7 protein-coding genes are annotated in these 14,031 nt (G+C 50.9%); 4 read left to right on the forward strand and 3 right to left on the reverse strand.

From position 1 onward, the window contains the following. Window positions 1–497 precede the first annotated feature (497 nt). Window positions 498–2,171, forward strand: a complete 1,674-nt coding sequence (locus tag MXE39_RS00420; protein ID WP_246977763.1) for a methyl-accepting chemotaxis protein — start codon at window positions 498–500, stop codon at window positions 2,169–2,171. 1,720 nt (window positions 2,172–3,891) lie between these two features. Then, window positions 3,892–5,538, forward strand: coding sequence for a methyl-accepting chemotaxis protein (locus MXE39_RS00425; RefSeq protein ID WP_246977762.1), 1,647 nt, complete (start codon window positions 3,892–3,894; stop codon window positions 5,536–5,538). Window positions 5,539–7,752: 2,214 nt separating this feature from the next. Here MXE39_RS00425 and MXE39_RS00430 read toward each other — a convergent pair. After that, a complete protein-coding gene (locus tag MXE39_RS00430) occupies window positions 7,753–8,046 on the reverse strand; it encodes a hypothetical protein (protein ID WP_247073695.1) in 294 nt (97 codons plus the stop codon). Here MXE39_RS00430 and MXE39_RS00435 point away from each other — a divergent pair. Both MXE39_RS00435 and MXE39_RS00440 read left to right on the forward strand, forming a co-directional pair. Beyond that, window positions 8,030–9,628, forward strand: coding sequence for a methyl-accepting chemotaxis protein (locus MXE39_RS00435; RefSeq protein ID WP_247073697.1), 1,599 nt, complete (start codon window positions 8,030–8,032; stop codon window positions 9,626–9,628). The genes MXE39_RS00430 and MXE39_RS00435 overlap by 17 nt on opposite strands. Before the next feature lie 2,053 nt (window positions 9,629–11,681). Further along, a complete protein-coding gene (locus tag MXE39_RS00440) occupies window positions 11,682–11,870 on the forward strand; it encodes a hypothetical protein (RefSeq protein ID WP_246977760.1) in 189 nt (62 codons plus the stop codon). Window positions 11,871–11,919: 49 nt separating this feature from the next. Here MXE39_RS00440 and MXE39_RS00445 read toward each other — a convergent pair whose 3' ends face one another. After that, on the reverse strand, window positions 11,920–12,897 hold the full coding sequence (locus tag MXE39_RS00445; RefSeq protein WP_246977759.1) for an HNH endonuclease: 978 nt from the start codon (window positions 12,895–12,897) through the stop codon (window positions 11,920–11,922). Window positions 12,898–13,411: 514 nt separating this feature from the next. Further along, window positions 13,412–14,020 (reverse strand): peptidoglycan-associated lipoprotein Pal, encoded by a 609-nt coding sequence (gene pal / locus MXE39_RS00450; protein WP_246977758.1) that lies wholly within the window; start codon window positions 14,018–14,020, stop codon window positions 13,412–13,414. Window positions 14,021–14,031: the final 11 nt, after the last annotated feature.

Raw genomic sequence — 14,031 nt, forward strand, 5'->3', positions numbered from 1 at the left:
CCAGAGGGCCATCATGGGTGGAACCAGGAACAGCTCAGCTGGCTGTTCAAGGGGCGCGCCTGAGTGCAGCTGCGTCCTGGCGTTAAGGTAAGCGCCCGGTTACTGGTACTTCGTATGCATGCATGTATGTATGACTTCTTAAAGTTTATCCACCAGAGAACGGCTCTTGCCATATCCCTGGTTTATTGCCTCAGTGGCAGCTGAGGTGACAGTTCCGGAAGTTCCTGTCCCGGACTGCAAGAGCAAGGTCCGGCCGTCTGCAGGCCTGTATCAGCCGCAGGGCCGCTCTTATAAATACTGATGACCTTTTGCCGTTTTCTGTCACAGGATTTTATTTCGGCCATGCCATGGGTTTAACCTGCAGCCTGGGCTGAGCATTGTACACAGAGCACTGTTCAGTAAGGCCGCTGCGGTAAAGACGGGCATGCCGTTGAGTAATGGGACAGCCGGTATCTGTACTGTATCAGAGCCTGGCTGTATTAAGAGGTGTGCCTGCCATGATGCAGTTTCTGCGCGATAAAAGTACCAAATTTAAAATTCTGCTGGGATTTTTCAGCGTTATTTCCATCAACTTCGTGATTGTGGCCATTTCCATTTATGCCCTCAATCTGTCTCGTGATGCCGCCCTGATGATTGACGAGACCCTGTCTACCGCTTTCCAGCGTGTACAGCGTGTTGATACCTGCTTTGAAAATGCCAACCAGAAGATTTCCAAGGGTCTTAACCTTCTGGACAAGGACTATACCCCTGATGATCTCAAGCGCGATCTGCCTAACATCATCAACCGTCTGCGCCAGTCCATCTCTTCGCTTAACGACGACTTCATTGCTCACCCTGACTACCGTTCAGCCAACCAGCAGCTGCGTACTGCAGCCAACGGCTATATCCGTCAGGTAGAAGATCAGATCCTCCCTATGATGGATTCTGATATGGCGGACTTTGCCCTGAGCCTCTATGTTCGTGATGCCCTGCCTTTATGGACCACTGCCCGTAACTGCACCGCCCGTATCAATGACCTCCAGACCAGAAGATGTATTGAGCTGTCTGCAGCTGCAGCCGATCCGCGCAATATTTACTACATGTACGGTCTGACCGCCTTTGGCGTACTGGTCTCCCTTATCATGTCCTGGTACATTGCCCGCTATTTCTCCAACAATCTGCAGGCCTACACAAATCAGCTCGAATTAATGGCCGCTGGTGACTTCACTAACCAGGTCAAGGTAAACAGCAAGGACGAGTTTGGCCGTGCCAGCGTAGCTCTGAACAAGCTGCGTACCTCCATCAGTGAGATTATTGTTCTGACTGTTAATGAGTGCGACAAGCTCTACGATCGTCTGAGCTCTGTGAATGACTCTTCACGTGTTATTGCCAACGCTACCGACAATGTTCAGAACCAGGCCATGACTGTAGCCACCGCCTCTGATGAGATGGTTTCCACTACCGAAGACATTGCCCGCAACTGTGAGCGTGCTGCTGCAGGCTCAAACGAGTGTACCAGCATCACTCATGAAGGACTTGCTCTGACCAGCCGTGCTTTTGAAAACGTGCAGCGTCAGGTAGAGCACACCAAGGACAATTCCAGCAAGATTGAGCAGCTGGCCGCCAAGAGCCGTGACATTACCTCCATAGTCAGCACCATTGACGATATTGCCTCTCAGACCAATCTGCTGGCTCTTAATGCTGCCATTGAGGCTGCCCGCTCCGGTGATGCCGGACGTGGCTTTGCCGTAGTAGCTGACGAAGTACGTTCTCTTGCTATCCGCACTGCCCAGTCTACCCACGAAATCTCCCGCATGGTTGACACCATCCAGAGCTATGCCCGATCAGCCACCGAGTCCATTAATGTCTCTGTAGAGCACATGGACAATGTGGCTCAGGACGCCAAGGATCTGGAGAGCCTGCTTAACAACATCACCTCCCGCGTCAACGAGGTAAATGTACAGATCACCCAGATTGCTGCCTCAGCTGAAATGCAGACTGCAGCCACAGGTGAAATTTCCAACAATGCTCAGAACGTAACCAACGCCTCCAGTGAAATGACTGAACATGCCAGCAAGCAGGCGCATTCCATTGAGGAGACCATTGAGGACGTTCGCATCCTGCACCGCGAGCTTGAGTTCTTCAAGATCAGCCCTGAGTTTATAGGCACCACCGGTTCAGCTCACGCCTAAAAAGCACACCAGAACACCTTCATCCGGCAACCACCGGCAACGGGGGCCCGCCGCTTACGCGTCGGGCCCCTTATTTTTTCTGCACCACCACGATTCCTCACCACCATTTGCCCAGCCTGTCGCCTGATGCCGCAGTATCTGCCATCGCCGTAGCCGCCTGCGCAGCTTTGGGGCATGTCGGCGCAGCCTCGATGACCGTCTGCACATCTTCAGAGCAATGCTGCACCGTACGCCAGCCAGCTGCTGGTATCTGCCTGCGCGCCTCGGTGGCCGTCTGCACATCTTCAGATGCAATGCTGCACCGTAAGCCTGCCAGCAGCTGGTACCTGCCCGCGCGCCTCGTTGGCCAGGCTGCAGCTGGTGCATGTCGGTGCAGATTTTATGGCCAGGGAGAAATTAGTCTGCCTGCTCTGGCTGGTGCATTGATACGGGCAGTTTCAGTGGCCATCACAAGCACTCAGGGATCTGGTTAAAACTGTGCTCCATGGCGTAAAGTCTTTCACTCGCCTAATATTTTCATATTAAACGTGACAAATATAAGATTTGCCACTTAAATGTCCATGCTCCTTATGAAGCTGGTACCTTCATGATAATTTAATAAATTTTACCGGTAACAGTATCTGGAGAAGCGGGCAAAAGCACCAATAAAGCGCATTGTTAAGCCTTGTGCACTGGTAATCGTGCGTGATACTATCTTTTTGTTATAGACTGCGCCTGCGGCTAAATGCGCGGAGATCTTCCCTCTCCGCTTTAACAGCAGTGCGCCAGAATATACCAACGTTATCGCACAGCGGCCTGTCCCTGTGCCATGAACGCTGAATATTATGTACTGGCTGTTCAGTTAGCATTACAGCCAGAACGGCAGCAGCTGCCGCTCAGGAGAAATTTCATCTACGCCATTGACTTGTGCCCCGCAGGGTGGCAAATCCTCCCAGAGGGTGGCGCAGTCATGAAATCAAACTGTACCATCGTCTTAAGACACACACTTAAAGACAATGGCTTTAAATTCGACAAACAGCATAAGTGAGCACTACGCTCACACACCAGTTCTGTCCTGTAGGGTCAGGACCACCCGGCTGTCGTCCCATTTTTACAGCAAGGTGTTAATTCCCTGTACCACTGTCTGCCACGAAAGGTTCTGTCCTTTACAGGCAGCATACCTTTGCGTACCCCGTTTCGATTTCGTACATCAGCTTTGCATTTTCAGCTGAAGATCCGTTGTGCACACCATATCTGTCGCTGCGTGCCCAGATATCGTGCAGCGCCCGGCTCACCTGAACCAGGCTCCGTAATCTGCGCCAGTCTGGAGCAGCTCAAGTATGCAGCTGCGCCACTGTGAAGCTGCGCAGACTGCGTACGGGCATGAATTTATGTGAAAGTTGAGGTTTGTTTTACGTTACCCCTGATACTGTTACAGACTGTGCCTTGAGCACAGGCAGTACGGTACAGACGGGACGGTCCTGAAAGCGGCTCTGTGCTTTCAGGTCATGACTTCAGGTTCTGGCGGATCCTGGAGTCAGAAGCGGGCAGTAAATGCTGCCCTGATCCTTACAGAGGGCATTGCCTGAAGAGCTGATGCTTTCTGTGAAATCACAACGGTAAGTGTTTTACAGTCCTGACTCAGGCCAATGCCCTGACTCATGGCAGTAACTCCTGAGTTTTTGAGCAAACTGACAGTCTGCCTGCAGGGTAGTTCTGACAGGAATACAAGGTAGTAAAAATGAGCTTTTTTTATAATCTCAGTACCAGAGGCAAGCTGCTGACAGGCTTCCTTACGGTCATTGTCCTTAATCTTATTGTGGCAATCATGACCATCTCTTCTCTTAACAATGTACGTAATGCAGCCACTCGACTGGATGAAGTACTAAACGGCTCATTTAACCGCACCCTGGCAACCCAGAATGCCATTACCGATTTCAGTGAAAAATTCGTTATGGGTCTTAACCCTGAGGTTAATGACTATAAGATGAACGACCTGCTGCGTGAGGCTCCAGCTATTCTCGACAAGGCCCGTAGCACTGTAGGCGCTCTCAACCCTAACTTTGTAGGCACTCAGGAATATGCAGATGCCTGTAACGAACTTAAGAGCCTTGTAGCCGAAGCTGTCAGAATTACTGAAAACGAGGTTCTGCCTCTGGCCCGCAAAGGCGACGGCCACGGTGCTTTCCTTCTTTACATGACCCGTGTTGATTCAGTTCTGATGTCCTCTGTAAAGAAAGCTTCCGAGATGTTCGGTCACCAGAATCACTACTGTATATCCCTGACCGCTGATGCAGCTGACAGTTCCGCTATTGTAGTGGATATCATTCTGGCTCTGGCAGGAGCGCTGATCGGCGTTATCATGGCCGTTCTGATATCATCCTACATTGCCCGTTCCCTGAGTGATCAGATGGCTATTCTGAGAACCATCAAGGACGGTGACTTCTCTATCAGCATCAAGGAAGGTTACCACGATGAATTTGGTCAGAGCCAGCGTATGGTCAAGGAGCTGCGTAACACCTTAAGCCGCATCATCCATATGACTCAGGAAGAAGCTCACCATCTTAAGGAGCAGATGAGCTCTCTGCAGGACGTTTCCTCCAACATCTCCCGTGTTTCCTCCGATATTCAGAATCAGGCTGTAACCGTAGCTGCTGCTGCCGACGAAATGGTTTCCACCACTACCAATATTGCCCGTAACTGTGAGTCCGCTGCTGCCGGTTCCCTGAGCTGTAAGGACGTTACCAGCAATGGTATGAGCATGGTTTCTCAGGCAGTTGCCAATATCCGTCAGCAGAGCGAGCACACCCGCGATAATGCTGCCAAGATTGAGAATCTGGCCCGTCAGACCAAGGACATCGGCTCTATAGTATCCACCATTGATGATATTGCCGCTCAGACCAACCTGCTGGCTCTTAACGCCGCCATCGAAGCAGCCCGTGCCGGTGAGGCCGGTCGTGGTTTTGCCGTGGTAGCTGACGAAGTTCGTGCTCTGGCAAGCCGCACCTCCAAGTCAACTCAGGAAATCTCCCGCATGGTCAACAATATCCAGACTGAGGCTGCTGTAGCTACTGACTCCATCAATGCCTCTGTTACCAACATGGATACTGTTGCTGAAGATGCTCAGAAGATTCTTTCCATTCTTGAGGACATCACCAATCAGGTAACCGACGTAAATACCCAGATTACCCAGATTGCTGACGCTGCTGAACAGCAGACCACTGCAACCACCGAGATTTCCGGACACATGCAGAGCGTCACCTCTGTTGCCTCTGACATGAGTACCGATGCTGACCGCGCCTATGAGGATATGTCCAAGGCCACTGAGGAGCTTGAGCAGCTGCTCAGCGCCCTGTCATACTTCAAAATCCGCGAGCCAAAGCCATAAGCTGATTGCAGCGGACGGCATCTCAGCCGCCGGAACCACCGGCAGCTGCAGGTTCGCAGTACCCTGCTGACAGCTCAGTTCTACCGGAGCGCCTGCCCCCAGCCACTGGGAGCAGGCGCTTTACTTTTTATAGTTCCTCAATCTTATTGATACACATCAACGCTTATCTTTGACTGATTTTAGTGCAATTTTCCTGTTTCTGGTGCGATATTCGTTCATACCAAATCAGAACAGTCGACTTGCAAATACAATGAAAACGTTTGCTATAGATACGACATTTTGGGCATGTTTAAGGGCTTTTTGCAGGTGTCACATTTAATAATATCAAATTAAAACACCGCATTACACTTGAATGCCAGTATGCCTGATGATGTGATTCTTAAAGGAAAGATCAGCACTTTTAAGAACCACTCATCTGACCTTGATCAAACTTTGGGAAACTGATCTTTGAGAATACTGTACTTAACTTGTAGACAACCCATGTGCGTGATACCATGGCCAGGATGAAATGAAGCCGGTGCCGTGATTGTGCCTTACGTTTATGTAATTTTGCACAATAACAGAACACCGACCGTTTTATTCATGCTCAGGTGCCGCCTGTACACCGTGAACATCAAGCGCATCAGTCGAAGTCACCAGATGTTCTTCGTATGAGCCTTATACCTTTATTGTCTGGAGGTATGCAGGTTTATACTTTTGCTTACCAGGCAAAAAGACAGACACGGCCCGCTGTGTGTTCGAGCCCTTGAGCAATACATTAACCATAAGTTTCTCAGGTCAGCTCTGCCGCTGACTGCAGCATGGCATAACAAACTGTCGTACCGGACAAAACATCACAATGATTCTTCCGGTATGTAAGCTCACATACACCGGACAACACTACGGCAACACTGCCACAGGCCATGCTGATTCGGACTTCCCTTAACTGCCAAAAGCACCATGGTCGGCTGACTCAATTACAGCACGGCTCCTGAGGTATTTATGCTGCAGCTGCAAGTCTGATAAAGGCTTATGAGGACAGCCCTTTCAGTACAGATTTTTGAGCAAGACTGGCAGATGAAGCGTTCATACACCTCAGTCACGCTACTGGAAAGCGACTTCATAAGCCCTTAATGAGCCATGAAGCTGTATATTTGTAGTTGTACATTCGAAAATTTTGAGCTTCCACACAGCCTTGATAAGCCTTTACCCCAATATCCTGATGACTCTGGTCACCGGGATAACTGCCTGCGCTCTTACAAGCCATGAGGCAGCATCAGGCTTAATCCGGCTTAAGCTCAGGCCCGGCTACGTCAGCCCATACCTCACACCCTGAGCTGATGGCGACATGCTTAAATATTTGTGAGTTTATATCGTACTGCAAGGATAAAGAGCCTGCTGTACAGGTGTTAACCCATATCACCGGCAACATGCTGACGGGCGTTCCTCCCGGCATGCTCCAGAGCAGGAGCGGTTCACGTCGCCATGCCCGAAACCGGGCACACCGACAGGCGCCCGGCGCACAATGCCTCCCGGCCCCGTGCAGATACAGCAAGCCATGATGGCAGGCCCCCATCGTTGCCAGTCAGAGTACAAGGCCATGACGTGCCCACTTTACAGTGAGACCGCCAGCAGAATATTAGGAGCTGCATCCACGTCGCATGCTGGCAGCTCCCCTGACCAGTAAATGATTTGTGAGTGACAACAGCAACAGAACAATATCATTTCAACAAGCATTTGACCGTTTTCTGCCTGCCTGCATGGCAGTGCAGTATATGCCGCTCAATTCACCTTGGCGGCATCAGCTGCGCCAAATCTATGGCGCAGCTGCCGTTTTTCGATCAGAGAATCACAGACACTCAAGGTACCTGCCGCATATCTGCATCCTCTGTTTATTCAGACAGCTCCCTGCTGTAATACCTGTCAGCCCTGCACCGATGACTGCATAGCGTTGACATATGCTCTGCAGCGCCCGGCACAGCCGCTCACAGGACATGAAGGCATTTCATGCCATTTGACTTCATCCAGGGAACACTGTCCTATCTGGTGAAAAGTTTCCATCAATCTCGAGCATATCTGAGCTGTCACTGGCATTCATCATGACAGATCAGGCATGCATTCAGACTGATGGAAAAGGTTATTCAACGCATCCCCTGACACGGTCCGTGGCACCTGCCTCCGCTTCGTGGCCAGGCTCATCAAACTCAAACACCTGCATGGCATCAGGGCATGCCGTCAAGGCATGGCATCGGGGCATGGCAACAAGGCATGCAATAATGCCTGCAAGCCTGCTGCCTGCCCGCTTGCAGCCTGCGCGCTTTCAGGCTGCAGGCTGAACGCTGCAGGCAGAACGCTGCAGACAGCAATGCGCTGCGCGTTGAGTTTAAAGGAGCCGGTACATGGTAGCGGGGTAACAGTCACGTCCGTATGGTTATGCCGGGTGACTTTTAAGGTATGAAATATGAGCTTTTTCTTAAATCTCAGCACAAGGAGTAAGCTGCTATGCTCCTTTATGATAGTGATAGCCATTAATCTGATTATCGCTATGACCACTATCCTCTCCCTTAACAATGTGCGCAACACCGCCATCAAGATTGAAGAAGTGCTCAATATTGCCTTCAATCGCATTCTGACTACTCAGGTAGCAGTTGAAGACTTCAGCTCCAAATTCTCCATGGGCCTTAATGAGCACGAGCCTACCTACTCAGTACAGAGTCTTATGAGTGAAGGCGACAGTATCATCAGACGTGCCCGTCAGGTTGCCGATGCGGTAAAACCTGATTTTCTTGGTACCGATGAGTACCGTCAGGCATGTCTCAATCTGAAAAGCTTCATCTACAAGGCCTCAGATATTACTGACAGCCAGGTTATGCCTCTGGCACGCAATGGCAAGATAGAGGAGGCTTACGATATTTACATGACTGAGGTTGATCCTCTGGTTATGGAGGCTGTCAAAACCGGCTCCGATATTTTCCATCTGCAGAACAACTACTGTATTGCCCTGACCAACAAGGCCTCTGAACCAACTCCTATGATTGTCGCCTCCGTTTTTACAGTTATTGGCGTAATTATGGCTCTGGCTCTGGCTCTTGGCATGTCCAACTACATGTCCCTCTCTCTGAAAGGTCAGATGTATATTCTTGAAAAGCTCAAGAGTGGCGACTTCTCCATCTCAATCAAGGACAGCCACAAGGACGAATTTGGCCAGAGCCACGAGATGATTCGTGATCTGCGCAATACTTTAAGCCGCATTATCCAAATGACTCAGGACGAGTCTCATCACCTCAAAAGTGAGATGAGCCATCTGCAGGACATCTCCTCTACCATTGCCCGTGTCTCCTCAGATATTCAAAACCAGGCAATTACTGTAGCTGCCGCCTCTGATGAAATGGTTTCCACAACCACTGACATTGCCCGCAACTGTGAGTCTGCCGCTTCAGGCTCTGAGCTGTGTAAGAACATTACCAATAACGGTATGAACATGGTTGCCCAGGCTGCTGCCAATATCCGTCAGCAGAGTGAGCATACCCGTGACAACGCCACCAAGATCGAGAATCTGGCCCGTCAGTCCCGTGATATCGGCTCTATTGTTTCCACTATTGATGATATTGCTGCTCAGACCAATCTGCTGGCTCTTAACGCCGCCATCGAGGCTGCCCGTGCCGGTGAGGCCGGTCGAGGATTTGCTGTGGTAGCTGACGAAGTACGCGCCCTTGCAAGCCGCACCTCTCAGTCCACTCAGGAAATCTCCAGGATGATCAAGAACATTCAGACTGAGGCTGCTGTTGCTACTGACTCCATCAATGCCTCCGTATCCAATATGGATACCGTTGCTGAAGATGCTCAGCAGATTATGCAGATCCTTAAAGATATTACAGAGAATGTAAACGGTGTGAACACTCAGATTACTCAGATCGCCACCGCTGCTGAAGAGCAGACTGCCGCCACCGCAGAAATCTCCTCACACATGCAGAGCGTTACCAGCGTAGCTGCTGACATGAGTGCAGATGCTGACAAGCAGTATGCCGCCATGGGCAAGGCCACCGAAGACCTCGACGACCTGCTCAAGGCTCTGTCATACTTCAAGACCAGACCGCCAAAAGCCAGCTAAAACCAGACTGCTGTCATGGCTCCTGCAGCGCCGCCCAAACCTGCGCTGCAGGGCATAAAGCTCCATACCAGCGCCTGAGCCCTCCGGGACTCAGGCGTTGCTGTTTTTACCCACACACCAATCAATCCGCCCCGACCCCGCCCCCGCCACCGATCCGGCTCTCAGCACCAGAACCAGCGTATTCACCGGTCTCCGCCTCACCGCCCATGCCTGTCAGTGCCAAAAAACACGTCAATGACGCTACAGACAATAAGACCTGGACTGATGACCTTCCCTTAACCTCCTCACCTCCTGGGCCATCACACAATTTAGCCCTCACTATCCCACTAAAGCTTCATACTGACGCAAACTACGGCCAATGACAGCTGCCAGATTATGCTAACCAGTACTATGCAAATGTAATCATTGTCCTGCCAGCGGATTTGCCAAAATTCATTTGCCAAAATTCAACGATGCACAATTTATTAGCTCCTGAAACAGGGGCAGTTTCGAACTGAAATATCAGCCCGCAGCTGGCAAACATACACTCCAGGTTGCTGTTTCTGGTCACGTATTTAAATTAACACGACGCGCTCCATATTCCCTGCACGTCGCCACGCTGCAGTGGCTGAAATAATTGCCAGCTGCGCTGAGCAGCACTGTGCTTCGCTGGGACTTCACTGTGGCGCACTGCGCCTCGCTGTGGCTGCACTGTGGCGCCCTGCCCCTCGCTACGGATGCACTGTGGTACGGATGCACTGTGGCGCCCTGCGCTGTCTGCATTGTGCAGTGATGCAGTGGCTGCCCTCATTTTGCTTGTTTACGCCAGTACAGACATCCGGCAGATGCGCTGTGAAGCTGTTAACGCGTGGATGGGCGGATCCGGGTTAGCTCATTTTCTGCAAACGATTTCATGAAATTGCCGTGTTTTTGTGCATATTTAAGGTTCAAGGGAGTGTACTCCCGGGTTTTTGACAGAATAAGACGTAATTATTTCTGCAAAAGTAACTGTCATTTGATCGGCATATTTCCCGTATTTATGGGATCTTTGGAATAAAATCACGCGTTCTGCTGATAATTAATTTTACATTTTTCTTTGTTAAGTCTTTGAAAAATCAAAAAATTTAGGTTAAACTCAACGTGCTTTTTTAGTGATATGGGAGAGGCAGAGAGCGGCAAACAGGATACCAGGGTTTTTGCCGTGGTGCCCTGTTTGACCGTTCGTCTCCCGTATCTCCTAAAGTATCCGGTTTAAAAAAGCGCCGGTAAAAGAAATTGTTATCCTGTACATGAAAAGGTTTGCATTTCCTTTAAAAAAGCAATTTCAAAGCAAACTTAACAGAATTATTATCCGGTCAACCCGGACTACAGATCAGTCTGTAATATCACCTCAACAAGTCGCTTTACAATATATTTTATTCAGCACTTGTAACGGCAGGTAAATTTCTGTGGTCAGACAGAATTAATCCTGCATATGCTGTGAAAGAAGTGAACACTTCTGCTCATACCAGTGAATTATTTATCATGATTCAAAGCAGCTAAATTCTGCCAGCTTATTTTGAAAAAGCAAAAAAGCAACAAAAAGCAGAAAACACCATATAACGTTTTATTTTCTTATCCCTGAGCCATGCGCTTAACAGGGTCTGTAAATCACTTCTTCCCCAGCACAGGCCTTTCCGCATCCTCAACATTACTCTTTTCCCACACATATCTCATCAGCCATTTGCTGCTGTGCAGTAAACCATGGCATCATATTTTTCTCTTTTCCTCAATTCTCCTTTACCTCAAACTCATTTTCCTCAATTTTCCTTATCCCAAATCTCCATCTTCTCACTGCACCCTGATCTCATCTTTTTCTGGCTTTTCAGTACCGGTCCGGATGAACTGTGATCCCTGAAATAAATAAGGCCGCTCACCTTCGCAGTGAGCGGCCATTTATTGCATTCTTGCCGGCCCGTGTTTTAACCAGACCAGACCAGTATTGAGGCAGCCTCGCCACCCAACGCACAGACCATTATCAGCATTTTGCCTTGCTCATGATGGAGCATTTTAAGCTGCCTTGCCATGGAGCTTAATGACTGAGCTCACAGCCTGGAACGGCAGCACTGGGCATGCGTATTATGACCGGCTGTGGCAGGCGCTGTTGCATGCGCCGGTGCTGGCGCCAGAGCTGGCGCTGCTGCATGCGCTTGTGCTGATGCCAGGTCTGGCGCTGATGCATGCGCTGGCGCTGATGCCAGGGCTGAAGCTGGCGTATAACTGATGTGCCTGACTGCAGGCCATATGGCCTGCCGGGCGGCTGGCTGGACTTATCAGGAGTGGGTACCGCCTACGCGCAGCCAGTTCTCGTAGCAGTTCTTGTTGTGCCAGAGAACATAGCGTGGCTCAGGCCAGGCTGATTTGTCTTCAGGCAGGAAGAGCTCACGGCCGTTGAGCTCCATATAGTCCTCACCATAAGCCTCACGTACAGTCTCAGAGACACGGGTAATCAGACGCTGGCCCTTGTCCACATACTCAAAGGTAATATAGCCGCGCTTGAACAGCAGGTAGAGGTCGGAGCGCAGTACTACGCCATTGCTGGAATTCTGGAACTTGTTATCGTAGAAAGGCTGAATATGAGCGATGAGCAGCACCGGACGGGCTCGCACACCTGAAATGGCGCAGCGGAAGTTATAGGCGTTAAGTACACGGGCCTGGAACTCGGCTACATAGGTCTTGGAGTTACGGTGAGAAGCAGCGTAGTACAGGCCGTGCCAGTCATCGCCATCAGGGCTGATGTAATTGTCACGACGCTCAAGCACCAGCTTGTGCAGGTAACGACCGGTAGGCTCATCAAGAGGCAGGGTAAAGACATTACGCTCACTCATGAACTGATTGAGCTCTTCAGGGATATGCACAATATCTCCCTGATCGAAAATGAAGGTATGAGAGAGCAGAGCCATGGAAAGATCACTGTCCTCATTACCGCCACGGGCTGCTACATCATTGACGAAATCTTCATAGTTGTAGGCACCGTTATGCACACCATAAAGCTGCCAGGCCTTCTTTGGCTTGAAGAAGCGCCAGCCCAGGAAGTAGGCACCTCCGGTGATGCAATAACGGTCACTTTCTTCCTTGAACAGCAGAATCAGGGTGCCAGGACTCAGGCTGGAGCACTCGCGGTCAAAGGTCTCATCGCCCAGTGCCCATAAGCTGGCATTATGCGATCCTCCCAGCAGGTATTCAGCTGACAGGATATCGCAGTTCTTATCCGATGCTCTCCACATCATCAGTGACTTAGGCTTGTGCATCTGTTACTCACCTCTAACTAACCAATGGTCGAACGGCCCCATGCAGGGTCAATAGCAACTATAGCACAACAGCCATAATCACAGCAGCACTAAGTGCCCGCGCACTTGCCAAAGGGCGCCCGTGCTCACAAAAGCCGCCCCTGCAGCTTAAGGCAAGCGCCTCTGCGCTCCTGCATGTGATGACCCGTACTGCGTAAGTGGTACGGCCTCAAGCGCAGTGCCAGGGAGCCATTGAGCGCTGGCTTTGCTGCCAGCCCCTGCCGCAGCCGCAGCGCTGCTGCGCTGGACGCAGCCTGGACGCGCCACCCCAGCAACCTGGGCGCGCCCCGGCGTGTCCGGGGGCCGGCGCCATAGCCAGGTCTGGCCTGGGAATGTAGCAAGGCCGGAGGTGACAGCCGGGAGGGTGTGGTGAAAAACCGGAGCCCCAAAATGACCTGACCCCTGCACGGATCCTCTCCGGGCAGGGGTCAGGGTCTCATCGCATCGGGGCAGGCCCTATGGCCTGTCCTTGCAATTAGTAATTGATTACAGCGCGACGGTTCTTCTTCCAGTTGGCCTCAGCATGACCTGGGTCAAGAGGCTTTTCCTCACCGTAGGAAACGATGGAGAGCTGGTTTACGTCTACACCGAGATTCTGCATGTAGCGGGCTACAGCACGGGCACGACGCTCACCAAGAGCAATGTTGTACTCTGGAGTACCGCGCTCGTCGGTATGACCCTCGATAATGATACGGGAGTCAGGGTTATCACGCAGATACTGAGCGTGGGCCTGCATTACAGAAACGTACTCGTCCTGAATCTGGTCACTGTCGTACTTGAAATATACGGTATTGTTTTCACGCAGAGCCTGAGGGCCGCCGAAATTTGGATCGTAAAGGCCGTCAGCAGGAGCGTTTGGATCACCGATCACCAGAGTGCCGTCCTTATCCACCTGAGTAACAGCATCGCCGTCTACACCGCCATAGCCCAGATTATCCTCAACAAAGACATCACCGGCCATACCGGACATGTCTTCCTGACCTTCAATCAGGGCACCGTCTTCGGTGCTGGAGGTTGTGGAGCAGGCAGTCACAGATAACATCATAGCGCCTGCCAGAAGTGCCAGAAAAGTTTTGTTTTTCATGAAAAATTTCC

It is taken from the genome of Anaerobiospirillum sp. NML120511, assembly GCF_023050955.1.
GTDB lineage: Bacteria > Pseudomonadota > Gammaproteobacteria > Enterobacterales > Succinivibrionaceae > Anaerobiospirillum.